The organism is Kitasatospora sp. NBC_00315 (assembly GCF_041435095.1).
Classification (GTDB): Bacteria; Actinomycetota; Actinomycetes; order Streptomycetales; family Streptomycetaceae; genus Kitasatospora.
Genome location: NZ_CP108025.1, coordinates 6,764,201 through 6,781,213, shown reverse-complemented (window position 1 = coordinate 6,781,213; position 17,013 = coordinate 6,764,201). Strand labels below are relative to the sequence as shown.

Genomic DNA, 17,013 nt, shown 5'->3' with positions numbered 1-17,013 from the left:
TGGTAGGCGGAGATGGAGGGCTTTCCATACGCCTTCCGGTCCATCCCGGGATCCGGGATACGACAAAGAGTCCGAAGCGGACGGGCGGCGCACCTGTCAGGCCGGTGCGCCCTCGGGCGTGAGGGCGAGCGGTGGCTCGTCGTCCATCTCGAACGCCATCGGGAACGGCGCCTTTCCGGCCAGCCGGAAGTAGCGCACCAGCCGGTGCTCGCGCACCGCGCGGGCGGCCCGGACGGCGTCGTTGTGGAAGCGCCTGGCCATCGGCACCCGGCGCACGGCCGCCGTCAGATCCTTCACGGCCTCCTCGCCGCCGGGCACGGCCCGCAGCGCCTCGGCCTGCTCGGGATCGGCGAAGACCCCCCGCAGGGCCAGACTCAGCTCGCTCTCGGCCACCTCGCGGTGCTCGTCCTGCGCCTGCCGGGCCACGTGCGAGGCCTGGTAGAGGAGCAGCGAGGCCGCCGGATCCAGCCGGCCCGAGGTCGCCAGCTCCAGCGCCACCGAGGCACGGCGGACGAGCTGCGCGTCCAGCGCCGCGCGGGCGGCGTCGATCCGGGCGTGCAGCCGGTCCAGCCGGCCGGCGGTCCAACTGAGGTACATCCCGAACAGCACCACGGCCGCAGCCGCCCAGATCCACGTAGTCACGGGGCGCAACGCTACCGGGTGCCGCGCGGTCAGCCGCCTAGTGTCGCCCCGCGGTAGCTGTCCCGGTCGATCTCGACCACGTCCACGGCGGCGTGCACCGGCCGGCCGGCCGCCGGGGCCGACAGCTCGGTCAGCAGGGCCAGGGCGGCGTCGGCGAGCTCGGCCTTCGCCTGCGCGGTGCGGCCGGGGAAGATGTGGAACGCCACCAGCACCAGTTCGTGCTCCTGTGCGCGCTCGCCCACCACCACGGTCGCGTCGGCCGCGCGGAAGCGGGTCCGGCAGGCGTCCGGGCCGGCGCCGAGGTGCTTCACCGCGAGCCGGTTCAGGGCGAGGCCCAGGGCCTGGCGGTCGAGCGCCTCCGCGAGCCCGGCGGAGTAGTCGACGGAGATCTGCGGCATGGAGGGGCCTCCGGGTGTCGGGGGTGGGACGGTCGGGGCCACCCTAGCCAGCCACCGCCGGCCGACCCCCACCCGGTACGCCCCCGCAGGCCACCGCCGACCGCCACCGCCGACCGCCCCCCACCGGTCGGCCCCCGCCGGTCAGTCCCTGGCCAGCCCCAGCCGCCCGCGCCAGCCGGCCCGCTCGTCCTCCACCGGCACCACAGCCGCGGTGCCGTCGGTGACGGTCTCGTACACCGCCAGGATGTCCGCGCCGACGGTCGACCAGTCGAAGCGCCGTACGTGCCGGGAGGCCGCCTTGCGCAGCTCCTCCAGCCTGGCCGGGTCACCGAGCAGCCGCAGCGCGCCGGCCGCCAGCGCGGCGGCGTCCTCGACCGGGAACAGCTCGCCCGCGTCGCCGCCGTCCAGCACCTGCTTGAACGCGTCCAGATCGCTGGCCAGCACCGGCGCACCGGCGGACATCGCCTCGACCAGGATGATGCCGAAGCTCTCGCCGCCGGTGTTGGGCGCCACGTAGAGGTCGACGCTGCGCAGCAGCCGGGCCTTGTCCCGGTCGCTCACCATGCCGAGGAACTCCACCTGCGCCCGGACCTCCGGGGCGAGGCCGGCCACGGCCTCCTCCTCGTCCCCCTTGCCGGCCACCAGCAGCCGCACCCCGGGGCGCTGCGCGAGGATCGTCGGCAGCGCCGCCAGCAGCGTCGGCAGGCCCTTGCGGGGCTCGTTGATCCGGCCGATGAAGCCGATCGTGCCCGGCTCCCCGGCAGCCGCGCCACCGCTCCAGCGGGGGTCGGGCTCGGCCTCCGCGAAGAAGCCGACGTCGACGCCGTTGGGGATCACCACCGCGTCGCCGCCCAGGTGCTCGACCAGCGTGCGCCGGGCGTACTCGCTGACGGCGATCCGGGCCCGCATCTTCTCCAGGCCTGGCTGGAGGATCGGGGAGGCCGCGATCATCGCCCGCGAGCGCGGGTTGGAGGTGTGGAAGGTGCCCACCATGGGGCCCGACGCCGACCAGGCCGCCAGCATCGACAGGCTCGGCGAGGCCGGCTCGTGCACGTGCAGGATGTCGAAGCGGCCGTCGTTCAGCCAGCGCCGCACCCGGGCCGCCGACAGGATGCCGAAGCTGAGCCGGGCGACCGAGCCGTTGTACGGCACGGCCACCGCCCGCCCGGCCGAGACCACGTAGGGCGGCAGCGCCTCGTCGTCCTCGGCGGGGGCCAGCACCGACACCTGGTGGCCGAGCGCGATGAGGTGCTCCGCGAGGTCCCGGATGTGGAACTGCACGCCACCGGGGACGTCCCAGTCGTACGGGCAGACGATGCCGATCTTCACCTGGTTCCTCTCAGAATGCTTCGGGTCGGGGCACGTTCAGGGGCCGGCGGGCTCGCTCGCGGGCTCGCCGGCGGGCTCCGGCACCGCGACCGGCGGGGCGGCCCCGGCCGGTTCGCGGACCGGCAGGTCGGCCAGCCACAGGCGCTGCAGCATGTGCCAGTCCTCGGGGTGCTCGGCGATGCCGCCGGCCCAGACGTCGGCCGTCGCCTGGACCATCGCCTCGGTCTGCCGCTGCCGCTCCCGCTTGGGATCCTCGCCCTCCCGCGCCGCCGGCGCGAGCACCTCGGGGTGGATCCGGGCCCGCAGCACCGGGCCGTCGTACCAGAGCGTGGCCGGAAGCAGCGCGGCCCCGGTGCGCAGGCAGAGCGCGGCGGGCCCGGCGGGCATCCGGGTGGCCTCGCCGAAGAACGAGACCTCGACGCCGGCCTCGGAGAGATCCCGGTCGCCGACCAGGCAGACCATCTTTCCCGCACGCAGGCGCCGGGCCAGGGTGCCCACCACCGAGACGTCGCCGCCGGTGAGCGGCAGCACCTCCATGCCGAGGCTCTCCCGGTAGGCCACGAAGCGCTCGAACAGCCGCTCCGGCTCCAGCCGCTCGGCGACGGTGGTGAACCGGTAGCCGATGTGCGAGGCCACCCAGGCGCCCGCGAGATCCCAGTTGCCCATGTGCGGTAGCGCTACCACCGCACCGCGGCCCGTCTCCATGGCCTCGGTCAGGTGCTCCAGGCCCTCGATCGCCACACTCGCGGCGATCCGCTCCCGGCTCCAGACCGGCAGCCGGAAGGACTCCATCCAGTACCGCAGGTAGGAGCGCATCCCCGCCCGGGAGAGCGCGCGCAGCGCCTCCTCGCCGGTACCGGGCCGCACGCGCAGCAGGTTCGCCTCCAGCTGGAGCACCCGCTTGCCCCGCCTGCGCCAGGCGGAGTCGGCGATCTGCTCGAACAGCCCGCGGGCGACCGGCTCCGGCAGGTGCTTCAGCGCGGCCCAGCCCAGCGCGTACGCCCCGTAGACGATCCGGTCCTTCATGCCGCCCCCCGCTCCGCCGCCTCCAGGCGGTCCGCCTCGAACGCCTCCCGGCGGACGGTCAGCATCCGCTGGAAGACGGTCACCAGGCTGCCCGCCGCCACCAGCCACAGGGCGGTCGGCAGCAGCCACTCCACGTACGGCACACCGAAGGTGTGCAGACCGGCGACACCCGCCGCGACCAGGCTGATCACCAGCCGCTCGGCCCGCTCCACCAGGCCCGACACGTCGCACGGCAGGCCCTGGCTCTCGGCCCGCGCCTTGGTGTACGACACCACCAGTCCGCTGGCCAGGCAGAAGATCGCCACCGCGCAGAGCAGGTCGTTGTCGCCCTTGCCCGCGTACCACATGGCGAGGCCGCCGAAGATCGCCGCGTCGGCGACCCGGTCCAGCGTGGAGTCCAGGAAGGCCCCCCACTTGCTGGTCCGGCCCAGCTGGCGGGCCATGTTCCCGTCGACCAGGTCCGAGAAGATGAACAACGTGATCGTGATGGTGCCCCAGAAGAACTCCCCGCGCGGGAAGAACAGCAGAGCGCCGGCCACCGAACCGGCCGTACCGATCAGGGTGACCGCGTCCGGGCTCACACCCAGGCGGATCAGGAAAGCGGCGAACGGTGTCAGGACACGTGTGAAGAAGGCACGCGCGTATTTGTTGAGCATGGCCTTCCGGACCGCTCCGATCTCACTGGTACCCGCCCGGGGCCATGATCGGCGGCAGGCGGCCGAGTGGATCAGCCCACCCGGCTGACCCATGGTATCCACGCCGCCCGTGCGCTCCGGCGCCCCACACCGCCGCACCGGCATTCGGGCCAACTGCCAACTACTCAAAGCTCATCCGCGCGCACGCTGAGTTCCGGGCGGCCCCCGGGCGGCCCCCGGGCGCGCCACCTAGACTTGGAGCGTCCGGCCAGCCGCGGCCCCCGTCGCAGCGGGAGTCGCAACGGGAGGAGACACCCGTGCCCGACCGAGCCACGGTACGAACCGGCCAGGTGCCGCCCGCCCTGCGCCCCGAACAGCTGCGCAACGTCGTCCTGATCGGCTGCGCCGGCGCCGGCAAGACCACGCTCGCCGAGTCGCTCGCGCTCGCCGCCGGCGCCGTCACCCGGGCCGGCCGCGTGCCGGACGGCACCACCGTCTCCGACCACGAGGAGATCGAGCACCGGCGCCAGCACTCGGTCCAGCTCGCGGTGCTGCCGCTGGAGTGGCGCGACACCAAGATCAACCTGCTCGACCCGCCCGGCCACCCCGACTTCGCCGCCGACCTGCGCGCCGCCCTGCACGCCGCCGACGGCGCCGTCTTCGTGGTCTCCGCCACCGACCCGGTCACCGCCCCGACCCGGGCGCTGTGGCGCGAGTGCGCGGCCGCGGGGATCCCCCGGGCCGTCGTGGTCGCCAAGCTGGACGTCGCCCGCAGCTCCTTCGAGGACATCCTCACGGCCTGCCACGACGCCTTCGGCCTCGGCCCGGACACCCTGCGTCCGCTCTACCTCCCGCTCCACCACGACGGCCGCCCCGCCGGCTCCCTCGATCTGCTCACCGGCCGCCGGTACGGCGCGGACGGCTCCGAGGACGGCCCGGACGACGGCCCGGCGGCCGGCCCGGACGCCGCGACCGCCCGGGAGAGCCTGGTCGAGGCCATCTCCGGGCAGGACGACACCCTGATGGAGCGCTATCTGGCCGGTGAGGAGCTCGACACCGGCGCACTGGCGGCCGGCCTGCGCCGCGAGGTGCTCGCCTGCGCCCTGCACCCGGCGCTGGCCGCCACCGACGAGGGGCTCGGCGCCGCCGAGCTGCTGGACCTGATCGCCACCGCCTTCCCCGCGCCCACCGAGCGCCGCCCACCCGCGCCGGAGCCCGCCTGCGACCCCGGCGCCCCGCTGGCGGCCCAGGTCATCCACATCACCGGGGACACCTACGTCGGCCGGATCAGCCTGGTCCGCGTGCTGGCCGGCACCCTCCGGCCCGACACCCACGTCCAGGTCACGGCGCCCACCGGCCCGCCCGGCCGGGCCCCGGACGACGACGCCGAGGGCCGGGAGCCCGTGGAGGAGCGGGTCACCGCCCTCACCGGCCCCTTCGGCAAGCAGCACCGGCCCGTCCCGCACGCCATCGCCGGCGACCTCGTCTGCCTCGCCAAACTCACCGGTGCCCGCACCGGCGACACGCTGGGGGACCCCGGCGGGGACGTCCGGCTGGAGGCCTGGCCGCTGCCGCAGGCGCTGCTGCCGATCGCCGTCGAGGCGCACGGCAAGGCCGACGACGACAAGCTGTCCCAGGCCCTCACCCGGCTCACCGCCGAGGACCCGGCCCTGCGCCTGGAGCTGAACGCCGACACCCACCAGCTCGTCCTGTGGTGCACCGGCGAGGCGCACGCCGAGGTCGTGCTCGACCGGCTCCGGGGCCGCCACGGCGTGCACGTCGACACCGTCGCGCACCGGGTCGCGCTGCGCGAGACCTTCGGCACCGCCGCGGCCGGCCACGGCCGGCTGGTCAAGCAGTCCGGCGGCCACGGCCAGTACGCCATCTGCGACCTGGAGGTCGAACCGCTGCCCACCGGCGCCGGTTTCGAGTTCCGGGAGCAGGTGGTCGGCGGGAGCGTGCCCAGGCACTTCGTCCCCTCCGTGGAGAAGGGCGTCCGCGCCCAGCTCGCCAGGGGCGTCTCCAGCGGGCACCCGCTCACCGACATCCGGGTGACCCTGACCGACGGCAAGGCCCACTCCGTGGACTCCTCCGACTCCGCCTTCCAGAACGCCGGCGCCCTCGCCCTGCGCGACGCGGCCGGCCACGCCGTCATCCGCCTGCTGGAGCCGGTGGCCGCCGTCGGCGTGCTGCTCCCCGACGAGTACCTCGGCGCCGTGCTGGGCGACCTCTCCGCCCGACGCGGCCGGGTGCTCGGCACCGAGACCGGCGGCGAGGGCCTCACCCTGCTGCGCGCCGAGGTGCCCGAGCTCGAACTCGCCCGCTACCCCGTCGACCTGCGCTCGCTCACCCACGGCACGGCCGGCTTCTCCCGCTCCCACCTGCGCCACGAGCCGATGCCCCCCGCGCTGGCCGCCCGGCTCACCGCCGAGGAGGCCGACGGCGACTGACGCCGCTCAGCGCCGGGCGGCCGGCGCCAGCGCGCAGGCCGGCGTGCCGCCCGGCATCCGGTCCCGGTTGGCCGACACCCAGCGGTAGGCCAGCGCCGCCACCGGCCGCACGGGCGCCAGCGCCAGCAGCCCGCCCAGGTACGCCCACGCGCCGCCGGTGCGCATCAGCAGCCGGGCCACCGCCTGCGCCCCGCCGTGGACCCGGCCCGCCGGGGTCACCCAGAGCACCTCGCGGCCGGCCCGCTCCGCGGTCACCTCACCCCGGCCGCCGGCCCGCGCGTCCAGCGCGGCGAGGTCCGCGAACTGGTACGGCACCGCGTCCCAGCCGCCCGAGGCCAGGGTCTGGCGCAGATGGCGCTCGGCCGCGTGCACGCAGCTCGTGCAGAAGGAGCAGTCCCCGTCGAAGACCAGGACAGGGTCGGTCGTCAGCATCTCGTCCATGACCCGATACTCCCCCATCGGGCGGGTTCGACCGCACCGGAATCCCGGTCGGAGGGTCGAAGCCACCGATTCCGGGGAAGCATGCCGAAAACACCGACCGTGGCGGCGGCGTGACTGCTCTTCAGAAGATCACCCACGCGGCGGGCCCGCGGCACGGTAATCTGCCGCTGACAAGGGGAGGAGGGCACACCACCCGTGAGCAAACTCGACATGACCCCGGGCGCGCAGATACCTCGTACGGACGCCGGCCCGCAGACCGCGGTCACCCAGGCGCTCTCCTCTGCCGCCTACCGCGACACCGACATCTCGGCCTACGAGGGCCTCCAGTCCGGCAAGGTGAAGGCTGGCCGCTTCAAGCTGCTGCGGCCCAACCTCGGCGAGGCCTTCAGCAAGGCCGTCATCTCCCGCACGCTCGGCGCCAAGCGCAATCCGCTGGTGCCCTCCTTCGGCGTGGACGCACGCATGATCGTGCACCACTGCCTGGCCGCCGAGGAGCTGCGCGACGAGCGGGACCGCCGGCTGATGGTCGTGACGCTGGTGAGCGGCCTGCTCTTCCTGCCGGGCGCCCTGCTCTGGCTGGCCGCCTTCCAGATCCGGACCTGGCTGAAGAAGGACGACTCGGGACGCCAGGACCTCTACGGCACGCTGGTGCTGGTCGGTGTCGGCCTGATCGCCGTCCTGCTCGCCGTGCGGCCGCCCGTGAGCGGGCTCTGGGCGCTCTATTTCCGGGTGATGATGATCGCACCCGTCGTCGGCTGGCTCCTCGCCAAGCGGATCGTGCTGCGCAGCACCGAGGACATGCGGGCCCGCTGGCTCGCGCTGGTCGAGGGCAACGGGCCGGCCGCCACGGTGGCCAAGGCGGTGCCCCGCGACGACATGGACAAGAAGGCCGCCACCCTCAAGGCGCAGCTCGGCCGGCTGGAGGCCGAGCAGGAGACCAACTTCCTGCACTACGCCGGGCCGAAGGGCCTGCTCGGCGCGGGCCGGCGCTGGGGCTCCTGGAACGTGTCGGCGGAGCTGAGGCCCGCCGAGGGCCACCAGGACTTCCGGACCTTCCACACCTGGGACCTCGCCCGGAAGATCGGCGAGCGGCTCGGCGGCCTGGGCCGCAGCGAGGTCGCCAACGGCGGCATGCCGGCGTACTCGGTGAACCACTGGATCCTCCAGCACGTCCCCGAGGGGGCGGACGAGATCGGCCGCCCGAGCGGTCCCGAGATGGACGCCGACGGTTTCGTGATGCGTGACTTCGCGGTTCAGGAGGTCGCCAACAAGCAGTCCTTCGGGCACAGCGGCCCCCGGCACTGCGTCGCCACCCAGTTCGTGCTGCACCAGGGGCAGTTGATCTCCACGATCCTGGTGGAGATCAGTGTGCTCGCCAACATCCTGGAGATCACCGTCTCCGGGCACGCCCTGGGGCCGGTGCACGGGCTGTTCACCGGCAAGCCCAAGGCCAGGGAGCTGACCCGGCAGAAGAGCGGGAAGTTCTGGGTGGAGGAGACCGTCCAGCTGCCGCTCATCGACAACGACGACGTGGTGCGTCAGGCCCTGCGCGCGCCCTTCATGCGCGCCCCCGTGCTGCTCGGCTGGCTGGGCGGCGGGCTCGGCCTGCCGGAGCCGTTCGGGCTGCGCTCCTCCTGGGTCAGCAAGACCTGGGTGAACCGCGACAAGACCGACGACGTGCTCCGCAGCGCGACGCCGGTGGTCGCCGCCGTCACCGCCGCGCTGGTCGACTTCCTGGACGAGCACGACATCGACAGCAGCCGCTTCACCAACCGGGTCGGCATCCTGAAGTCCGAGATGCAGGGAAACCGGCCGTACCTGTTCGACCAGTACGCGGCGGACTGAACCGGGCCGCCGCACGCCGCGGGGGCCCCGCCGGATCCGTCCGGCGGGGCCCCCGTTCCCGTCCGCCCGGGCTCAGTCCTGCGGCCAGGCGTCGGCCAGCATCTTGCGGGTGTCCGCGAGCAGCTGCGGCAGGACCTTGGTGTGGCCCACCACCGGCATGAAGTTGGCGTCCCCGCCCCAGCGCGGCACCACGTGCTGGTGCAGGTGGGCGGCGATGCCGGCGCCGGCGGCGGCGCCCTGGTTCATCCCGATGTTGAAGCCGTGCGCGCCGGAGGCGGCGCGCAGCGCGGTCATCGCCCGCTTGGTGAAGGCGGCCAGTTCGACCGTCTCGGTCCCGTCCAGGTCGGTGTAGTCGGCGACGTGCCGGTACGGGACGACCATCAGGTGACCGCCGTTGTACGGGTAGAGGTTGAGCACGGCGAAGACGGCCTCACCCCGGGCGATGATCAACCCGTCCTCGTCGCTCAGCGCCGGGATCGAGCAGAACGGACAACCGTCGTCCGGAGCCGGGCCGGTGGGCTTGTTCTCGCCCTGGATGTAGGCCATCCGATGGGGGGTCCACAGGCGGCGGAAGCCGTCCGGCTCCCCGACGCCCCTTTGCAGTTCCGGCTCACTCGTCATGCTGATCAGCATATTCGCCGTACGCCGCTTGCAAAGCGGTGCGGGGCAGACTCGTCGAGTCCGCCCCGCACCCGCCTGCTCGGCGTCACACCTGGATGCGGCGCTCCACGGCGTCCACGATCTCGGCGACGGCCTCGGCGACCGGCACACCGTTCTTCTGCTCACCGTTGCGGTAGCGGAAGGAGACGGCGCCCGCCTCGATGTCCTCGTTGCCCGCGATCAGCATGAACGGCGTCTTGGCGCGCTGGGCGTTCCTGATCTTCTTCTGCATCCGGTCGTCCGAGGCGTCCACCTCGACCCGGATGCCGCGCTTCTTCAGCTCGGCCGCGACCTCCTGGAGGTACGGCACGTGCTCGTCGGTGATCGGGATGCCGACCACGGTGACCGGGGAGAGCCACGGCGGCATGGCGCCGGCGTAGTGCTCCAGCAGCACCGCGAAGAACCGCTCGATCGAGCCGAACAGCGCGCGGTGGATCATGACCGGGCGCTGGCGCGAGCCGTCCGCCGAGGTGTACTCCAGGTCGAAGCGCTCCGGCAGGTTGAAGTCCAGCTGGATGGTCGACATCTGCCAGGTCCGGCCGATCGCGTCGGTGGCCTGCACCGAGATCTTCGGGCCGTAGAAGGCCGCGCCGCCCGGGTCCGGCACCAGCGGCAGGCCCTGCTTCTCGGCCACCCTGCGCAGGACCTCGGTGGCCTCCTCCCAGGTCTCGTCCGAACCGACGTACTTGACCGGGTCCTTGGTGGACAGTTCGAGGTAGAAGTCGGTGAGGCCGTAGTCGCGCAGCAGGTCCAGCACGAAGGTCAGCGTCGAGTCGAGCTCGTCCGCCATCTGCTCGCGGGTGCAGTAGATGTGTGCGTCGTCCTGGGTGAAGCCGCGGGCGCGGGTCAGGCCGTGCACCACGCCGGACTTCTCGTACCGGTACACGGTGCCGAACTCGAAGAGGCGCAGCGGCAGTTCGCGGTAGGAGCGGCCGCGCGCGTCGAAGATCAGGTTGTGCATCGGGCAGTTCATCGGCTTGAGGTAGTAGTCCACGCCCTCGTCGAGCTGCATGGGCGGGTACATACCGTCCGCGTACCAGTCCAGGTGGCCGCTCTTCTCGAAGAGCTTCCCCTTGGTGGCGTGCGGGGTGTAGACGAACTCGTACCCCTCCTGCTCGTGCCGCTTGCGCGAGTAGTCCTCCATGGTGCGGCGGATGATGCCGCCCTTGGGGTGGAAGACCGCGAGGCCGGAGCCGATCTCCTCGGGGATCGAGAAGAGGTCCAGCTCGTTGCCGAGCTTGCGGTGGTCGCGCTTCTCGGCCTCGACCAGGAAGTCCAGGTGCGCCTTGAGCTCGTCCTTGGTGGGCCAGGCGGTGCCGTAGATCCGCTGGAGCATCGGGTTCTTCTCGCTGCCGCGCCAGTAGGCGGCCGCGTTGCGCATCAGCTTGAAGGCCGGGATCTGCCGGGTGCTCGGCAGGTGCGGGCCGCGGCAGAGGTCGCCCCAGCAGTGCTCGCCGGTCTTGGCGTCCAGGTTGTCGTAGATGGTCAGCTCGGCGCCGCCCACCTCGACGTTCGAGCCGTCCTCGGCGGAGGCGGCGCCCTTGAGGCCGATCAGCTCCAGCTTGTACGGCTCGGCGGCCAGCTCCTCGCGGGCGGCGTCGTCGGCGACCACCCGGCGGGAGAACTTCTGGCCCCGCTTGATGATCTCCTGCATCTTCTTCTCGATGGCCTTGAGGTCATCGGGGTGGAACGGCTTCTCGACGTCGAAGTCGTAGTAGAAGCCGTCCTTGACCGGCGGGCCGATGCCGAGCTTGGCCTCGGGGAAGAGCTGCTGCACGGCCTGTGCCATCACGTGTGCGGTGGAGTGCCGCAGGATGTCCAGGCCGTCCTTGCTGCCGATCGCGACGGGCTCGACCTCGTCGCCGTCCTGGACGGCGTACGCGAGGTCCTTGAGCGCGCCCGCGACCCGGGCGGCGATGATCGAGCGGTCGTCCGCGAAGAGCTCGGCGGCCGTCGTGCCCGTGGTCACCACGCGCTCTTCCCGATCGGGTTCGCGATTGATGATTACCCGGACGTCCGTCACCGGTCTCTCCTGACGTGCTGGATGCGTGAGGCGCAGCACTTCACTGCGCGTTCACGATGGTACCGAGAGCGGCGGCCGCCTCGTGCACCTATATGGCCCTGCGGCTCGCGCGGCTACCGCGACTCGTCCTCGCCGAGGGTCTTCAGCAGCCGCTCGCGCTCGGCGTCCTCCAGCGTGACGGGGGCGAGATCGTGCGGGTGGACGAGCCGGCGGAACCCTCCGCGCCGCTCCAGCCGGCCGCTGACCCGGATCGGGGCACCGGCCAGGTGCGCCTCGGCGGCCAGCCGGTACTCCCGGTCGTCCAGCCGGAGCCTCACCTCCGCGACCTCGGCGCCGCTCAGCACCCGCAGCCGGACGGTGCCGGGCCCGGCGGCCGCGCCGCGCTTGAGGCGGACCACCGCGCCGAGCACGGTGACCGGCACCGCGGGCTCGATCCGCTCCAGCAGTTCGGCGGCCTCCGCCAGCGCCGGCAGGTCGCCCGGGGAGAACTCCAGCGAGATCCGGCGGTCGCCGAAACCGCCCGGGGTCCCGACGGCGGCCGACCAGGCGACCGAGACCTGGGCCGCCGTCGCGCCGCGCACCAGTTGCTGGACGGCGTCCACCAGCTCCCGGCTCACCCCGCTCTGGACGGCGTTCTCGAAGGCCTCCAGTCCGCCGCTGACCCGGCGGTAGTCGACGGCGTCCCGCATCGCCTCCAGCGCCCGGACCAGCGTGGTGACGGCGGCCCGCCCCTCGGGGGCGGGGGTGAAGGCGGTGAGGCCGCCGGCGCCGGCGGCGGGCGCGACGACCAGGGCGCGCTCGACGAAGGCGCCGGCCCAGCCGTCCAGCCGGGCCCCGAAGTAGGCGGCCCTGGTCCGGCCGGCCTTGGCAGCGGCGGCGAGCATCGCGCGGGCCGCGCCCCGCAGGTGCTCCTCCCCCTCCCAGGGGACGGCCCCGGGCACGCCCGGCGTCTCGCGCCGCCACTGGATCTCGTCGCCGGGCACGGTGAGGGCGACCAGGATCGAGCGGGCCGAGGGGCTGCGCGAGCGGGACAGCGCGGTGACGGCGTCGGCGAGCAGGTCCACGGCGTCGTCGAAGCCGCCGCCGGCCGGCACCAGCAGGCTGGTGTCGGGGTCGCTGTCGCCGGGCGGGGTCCACCGTCCGTACCTGGCGGTCGGGCCGCCGCGCCGGACCCAGCCGTACCGGGCCAGCAGGGTGGCCAGCACCGCCGGGTCGACCGCCGCGGGGTCCGGCAGGGCCGGGGCTCCGTCCTCGGACATCCGGGTACCCGTCATGCGTCAGCTCCTCGCAGCCTGGGGCGCCGGGGCGTCACGGGCTTTCGCCCGCGCCGACCCTCGCCATGATCTCGCACAGTGCGCGGTCGTCGAAGACCCGGGCGACCGGCACCCGGACGTTGGTCCGCCGCTGCCCGGTCACCGCGTGGCCGGCCAGGTTGACCCAGTAGCAGCAGTGCCGCAGCTCCAGCGCGTCCGGCCGGGCCTGCAGCCACTGGTCGACCCGGCGCGGCAGCAGCATGACCACCAGGATCTTGGGAACCGCGACCCGGACCCGGGCCAGCTTGCGCAGGTGGTCGTTGTCCAGGGTGAAGCTGAAGTACGGGCCGACCGGAGCGGACGCGATCTGCTGGGTGGCCTTCAGCTGGATCTTGAGGGTGACCTCGTCGTCGACCTCGTGGGCCGGCGAGCCGTGGCTGACCTGCCAGTCGATCCCGTTGTCCGGGAACGGCTGGGAGAGCGAGCAGCCCGCGGCCGCAGTGACCGCGTGCAGGTAGGCCACCTGCAGGGTCTCCATGCAGGCCGTGGTGGCCAGGTTGCCGCGAAGGACGGCCGCCGTCCCCTCGGGCTGCGGTTGTGTCAGCGCCATGGCTGCCGCCTCCCCCACCTCGGCGCGTCGGCCCTGTCCGGATTCGAACAGACCGCCACCGGGAGCATCCCCGGGCATCCGCGCCGCAAACGGTTGAGGCCCCGTCAGAACGGGGTATCACCAGGACGGGACGAGACCGGGCGGGGGTGGGGCACCGCCGGTCCTCGGCGGTGCCCCACCCCCGCCCGGTCTCCCCCGCTCCGGTTCGGGAGCACACCGTTCCCGAGGGCAGTACCTGAGTGAGGGGCAGTCATGCAGCAGCTGTGGTTCGCGGGCCCGCTCGCCTCCTTCGACACCGAGACCACCGGCGTGGACGTCGAGACCGATCGCATCGTCTCCGCCGCCCTGGTCGTCCAACTCGCTCCCGACGCCGCCCCCCGGGCACAGACCTGGCTGGCGGATCCCGGCGTGCCGATCCCCGACGGCGCCCGCGCGGTGCACGGCATCACCGACGAGAGGGTCCGCGCCCACGGGCACCCGCCGCGTACCGTGGTGGCCCGGATAGCCGAGGCGCTGGTCGAGCAGGCGCGGGCCGGCACGCCGCTGGTGGTGATGAACGCGCCGTACGATCTGACCCTGCTCGACCGGGAGTTGCGTCGCCACCGGGATGTCACGCTGGCGCAGTGCCTGGGGCAGGCCCCGTTGCTGATACTCGATCCGAGGGTGCTGGACAAGCACGTCGACCGCTACCGCAAGGGCCGCCGCACGCTCACCGACCTCTGTGCCCACTACGGCGTCGAGCTGGCCGGGGCGCACGACGCCGCGGCGGACGCGACCGCGGCGATGGGGCTGGTCCGGACCCTGGCGGCTCGCTATCCGGGGGCGCTGGGCGCGCTCTCCCCCGCCGAACTCCACCTGCGCCAGCGGGTCTGGCACGCGGCGCAGGCCCGGGGACTGCAGAACTGGTTCGACCGCTCCGGCGCCGACGAGCGGGTGGACCTCTCCTGGCCGTTGCGGCCGGCACGCTGTCTCTGTGGCCGGCGGCTCTCGCCCGAGCACCGCTGCGAGGCGGCGGCCTGAGCGATCGGCGCGATGCGGACGGTACCGCGGGCCGAACGGGCCGAACGGTACTGCGGTACTTCGGTACTGCGGTACTGCGGTACTGCGGTACGGAGAACGACGCGGGCCCCGACCGGAGAACCGGTCGGGGCCCGCGTCTTGCCGGTCGTCGAACGACCGTGCTGTCCGGTGGGCGATACTGGGATCGAACCAGTGACCCCTTCGGTGTGAACGAAGTGCTCTCCCGCTGAGCTAATCGCCCGGGCAACGAGAAGAAGACTAGCACCGTTCGGGGGGCGCCCTGCAACCCGCATCTCCCCGGCGGCACCTGTCGCAACCGCAGAACCGGCGCTCCACAGGGAAGATGACTGCGCCTCAGCCGGATTCCCCACGAGAGTTGCGGGATTAAAGGAAAAGACGTCGGGCCCCGGCCATTTAATGGCCGGGGCCCGACGTCTCACCAATGCATTCCGGTGGGCGATACTGGGATCGAACCAGTGACCCCTTCGGTGTGAACGAAGTGCTCTCCCGCTGAGCTAATCGCCCGGGTGCAGAGAAAACATTACCGCATCCCGAAGGCTGCTCCGAACACCCCTCCGGGGCGGGCCCCGGCCGGCCGGCTCAGAGCAGCTGCCAGGGCATGACCGGTCCGTACCGCCAGAGGTACCAGCCGGCGAGCCCGGCGATCACGGCCAGTCCGACCACGGCCAGCGTCAGGTTGCGCCGGCGCACCCGGGGGTCCAGGGCCCTGCGTGCGGCCTCGGCCACCCGGCGGCGGGTCCAGCGCAGGGCCAGCTGGGCCCAGACGAACTCGGTCGCCCAGATGCCCATGCCCAGGAAGATGACCACCCAGCCCGGCCCGGGCAGCGGCAGCATCAGCACCCCGAGCACCACCACGGCGAGGCCGACCAGGAAGACCGCCACCTGCCAGCTCAGGTGCAGCGGACGCGAGCGCCTGATGAAGCGCGGCGCCCGGGAGCCCAGCGCCCGGCCGCCCTCCGGCTCCTCGCCCGCCCCCTCCCCGGCCTCCGTCCCGGCCGCTTCCCCGGCCTCCGTCCCAGGCACGTCGGCGCCCGCCGCCGGGGGCCGTGGGGCCGCCCCCTCCCCGTCCGGTCCGGACCCGCTCGTACTCGTGTTGTCGCTTCGTACAGCCATGCTGAGGAAACTAACCGAGAAGCCGCCCGGTAATCCGCCACCCGGTGCTCCGTGGCGATTCCGCAATGCGCCGGAAGGGGTACGACTCGCGCCCGAATCGGGACAGAGGGGTTTACATCGGTCGTAGGGGTGGGATGGTCCGTTCGCCGACGTGCGATTCCCCGAGCGCACACTGAGCGAAAGGCCATGGCGCTTATGAACACCACGGTCAGCTGCGAGCTGCACCTGCGCCTCATCGTGTCCAGCGAGTCCTCGCTGCCCGTCCCCGCGGGCCTGCGCTACGACACCGCCGACCCCTATGCCGTGCACGCCACCTTCCACACCGGTGCCGACGAGACCGTGGAGTGGGTGTTCGCCCGAGATCTCCTTGCGGAGGGGCTGCACCGACCCACCGGTACCGGCGACGTCCGGGTGTGGCCCTCGCGCAGTCACGGCCAGGGAGTGGTCTGCATCGCGCTGAGCTCTCCGGAAGGAGAAGCCCTGCTGGAGGCCCCGGCCCGAGCGCTTGAGTCTTTTCTCAAGCGAACGGACGCCGCGGTACCGCCCGGCACCGAACACCGCCACTTCGACCTCGACCGGGAGCTGTCGCACATCCTCGCCGAAAGTTGAACCCGCCGCAGGGCCCCGCCACGCCGGAAGGGCGAGGCGGACCCGTCCTGCCGTAGCGCGGCCGTCCTACTCGGGGGCACGGTCGCACACCCTGCCGCGCACCATGCGGCTTCGGGGCCGGTCCCCGGTCCGCTCCCACGGGGGCGGACCGGGCTCCGGAAGCACCCGGCACCGGTGCCGGCCACCTGATCCAGGGTGGTCGGCATTCTCTGCTGCGGGCCCGGCCTCCCTCCCCGGCCGGGCCCGCGCGACCTCGCCCCCGCGGCGCCCCGGCCGGTAAGGTCTGCGTGACTGTTGACGCGGGAGGCCGACGGCCCCCGCCGCGCGAGGAGTCCCCCACGTGCTGATCACCCATGACACCGAATGCGCGCTGAGCATTCTGGTCGAGTTGCTCAACACCTCCCCAGAGGCCTGCGGCAGCGAGCTGCTGCCGGACGTGGGCGCGCTGGGCGCCTTCGTGACGAGCCTGGAGATCAGCGAGGTCGAGTCCCCCACGTCCGCCGACCTGCGGGCCGTGCAGAAGCTGCGCACCCGGCTGCGGGCGGTGTTCTCGGCCGGCTCCACCGAGCAGGCGGCCGAGCTGGTCAACGCCGTGGTCGCGGCCGCCGGCACCACGCCGCGCCTGACCAACCACGACCACCACGGGTGGCACATCCACTACTTCGCCCCGCACGCCGCCCTGGGCGACCACCTGGCGGCCGAGCTGGGCATGGCGCTGGCCTTCATCGTGATGGCGGGTGAGCGGGAGCGGCTGCGCAACTGCGAGGCACCGGACTGCGCGCGGGTCTTCGTCGACCTCTCCCGCAACCGGTCCCGGCGCTACTGTGACAGCCGGACCTGCGGGAACCGCCTGCACGTGGCCGCGTACCGGGCGCGCCAGCGCTCCGCCGACGCGGTACCGGCGGACGCCTGACGGCCGGCGCCCCGGCCGGCCCGCG

The 17,013-nt window shown here is 73.2% G+C and carries 16 protein-coding genes and 2 tRNA genes; 5 read left to right on the top strand and 13 right to left on the bottom strand.

The window, feature by feature from the left end; translation table 11 throughout:
• Positions 1 to 96: 96 nt before the first annotated feature.
• From OG823_RS28425 to pgsA, 5 genes are all read right to left on the bottom strand, one after another.
• A complete protein-coding gene (locus tag OG823_RS28425) occupies positions 97 to 642 on the bottom strand; it encodes a hypothetical protein (protein WP_371482941.1) in 546 nt (181 codons plus the stop codon).
• Between the two features lie 29 nt (positions 643 to 671).
• Positions 672 to 1,040: an isomerase gene (locus tag OG823_RS28420; RefSeq protein WP_371482940.1), complete on the bottom strand. Its 369-nt coding sequence runs from the start codon at positions 1,038 to 1,040 to the stop codon at positions 672 to 674.
• Positions 1,041 to 1,181: 141 nt separating this feature from the next.
• Positions 1,182 to 2,369, bottom strand: a complete 1,188-nt coding sequence (locus OG823_RS28415; RefSeq protein ID WP_371482939.1) for a glycosyltransferase family 4 protein — start codon at positions 2,367 to 2,369, stop codon at positions 1,182 to 1,184.
• 36 nt (positions 2,370 to 2,405) lie between these two features.
• A complete protein-coding gene (locus tag OG823_RS28410) occupies positions 2,406 to 3,395 on the bottom strand; it encodes a phosphatidylinositol mannoside acyltransferase (RefSeq protein ID WP_371482938.1) in 990 nt (329 codons plus the stop codon).
• Complete coding sequence (gene pgsA, locus OG823_RS28405) at positions 3,392 to 4,051, bottom strand: phosphatidylinositol phosphate synthase (protein WP_371482937.1); 660 nt, start codon at positions 4,049 to 4,051, stop codon at positions 3,392 to 3,394. The genes OG823_RS28410 and pgsA overlap by 4 nt, the downstream gene beginning before the upstream one ends.
• A 296-nt stretch (positions 4,052 to 4,347) precedes the next feature.
• Here pgsA and OG823_RS28400 point away from each other — a divergent pair, with 296 nt between their 5' ends.
• Entirely contained in the window at positions 4,348 to 6,480 is a 2,133-nt protein-coding gene (locus OG823_RS28400) for an elongation factor G-like protein EF-G2 (RefSeq protein WP_371482936.1), read from the top strand.
• A 6-nt stretch (positions 6,481 to 6,486) separates the two neighbouring features.
• Here OG823_RS28400 and OG823_RS28395 read toward each other — a convergent pair whose 3' ends face one another.
• Positions 6,487 to 6,921 carry a thiol-disulfide oxidoreductase DCC family protein gene (locus tag OG823_RS28395; RefSeq protein WP_371482935.1) on the bottom strand — a complete coding sequence of 145 codons (435 nt, stop codon included), beginning with the start codon at positions 6,919 to 6,921 and terminating at the stop codon, positions 6,487 to 6,489.
• Between the two features lie 195 nt (positions 6,922 to 7,116).
• Between OG823_RS28395 and OG823_RS28390 the strand changes: the two genes are divergently transcribed.
• Positions 7,117 to 8,766, top strand: a complete 1,650-nt coding sequence (locus tag OG823_RS28390; protein ID WP_371482933.1) for a hypothetical protein — start codon at positions 7,117 to 7,119, stop codon at positions 8,764 to 8,766.
• A gap of 72 nt (positions 8,767 to 8,838) precedes the next feature.
• Here the strand turns inward: OG823_RS28390 and OG823_RS28385 are convergent, their stop codons facing one another.
• The 4 genes from OG823_RS28385 to OG823_RS28370 all read right to left on the bottom strand — a co-directional run bounded on the left by OG823_RS28385 (position 8,839) and on the right by OG823_RS28370 (position 13,312).
• Positions 8,839 to 9,399 carry an HIT domain-containing protein gene (locus OG823_RS28385; protein ID WP_371482932.1) on the bottom strand — a complete coding sequence of 187 codons (561 nt, stop codon included), beginning with the start codon at positions 9,397 to 9,399 and terminating at the stop codon, positions 8,839 to 8,841.
• 73 nt (positions 9,400 to 9,472) lie between these two features.
• A complete protein-coding gene (gene thrS / locus OG823_RS28380; RefSeq protein ID WP_371482930.1) occupies positions 9,473 to 11,449 on the bottom strand; it encodes a threonine--tRNA ligase in 1,977 nt (658 codons plus the stop codon).
• Between the two features lie 113 nt (positions 11,450 to 11,562).
• On the bottom strand, positions 11,563 to 12,723 hold the full coding sequence (locus OG823_RS28375; protein WP_371482928.1) for a hypothetical protein: 1,161 nt from the start codon (positions 12,721 to 12,723) through the stop codon (positions 11,563 to 11,565).
• A gap of 34 nt (positions 12,724 to 12,757) precedes the next feature.
• Entirely contained in the window at positions 12,758 to 13,312 is a 555-nt protein-coding gene (locus OG823_RS28370) for a DUF4365 domain-containing protein (protein ID WP_371482926.1), read from the bottom strand.
• 252 nt (positions 13,313 to 13,564) lie between these two features.
• On the opposite strand from OG823_RS28370, the gene OG823_RS28365 reads away from it, so the two are divergent.
• On the top strand, positions 13,565 to 14,332 hold the full coding sequence (locus OG823_RS28365) for an exonuclease domain-containing protein (RefSeq protein ID WP_371482924.1): 768 nt from the start codon (positions 13,565 to 13,567) through the stop codon (positions 14,330 to 14,332).
• Positions 14,333 to 14,501: 169 nt separating this feature from the next.
• Here the strand turns inward: OG823_RS28365 and OG823_RS28360 are convergent.
• The 3 genes from OG823_RS28360 to OG823_RS28350 form a co-directional block, all read right to left on the bottom strand.
• A tRNA-Val gene (locus OG823_RS28360) sits at positions 14,502 to 14,573 on the bottom strand.
• A 212-nt stretch (positions 14,574 to 14,785) separates the two neighbouring features.
• Positions 14,786 to 14,857, bottom strand: a tRNA-Val gene (locus OG823_RS28355).
• Positions 14,858 to 14,932: 75 nt separating this feature from the next.
• On the bottom strand, positions 14,933 to 15,466 hold the full coding sequence (locus OG823_RS28350) for a TIGR02611 family protein (RefSeq protein WP_371482922.1): 534 nt from the start codon (positions 15,464 to 15,466) through the stop codon (positions 14,933 to 14,935).
• Positions 15,467 to 15,661: 195 nt separating this feature from the next.
• On the opposite strand from OG823_RS28350, the gene OG823_RS28345 reads away from it, so the two are divergent.
• Positions 15,662 to 16,075, top strand: a complete 414-nt coding sequence (locus OG823_RS28345; protein ID WP_030056266.1) for an SsgA family sporulation/cell division regulator — start codon at positions 15,662 to 15,664, stop codon at positions 16,073 to 16,075.
• Positions 16,076 to 16,415: 340 nt separating this feature from the next.
• Complete coding sequence (locus OG823_RS28340) at positions 16,416 to 16,988, top strand: CGNR zinc finger domain-containing protein (protein WP_371482918.1); 573 nt, start codon at positions 16,416 to 16,418, stop codon at positions 16,986 to 16,988.
• The last annotated feature ends 25 nt before the right edge of the window (positions 16,989 to 17,013 follow it).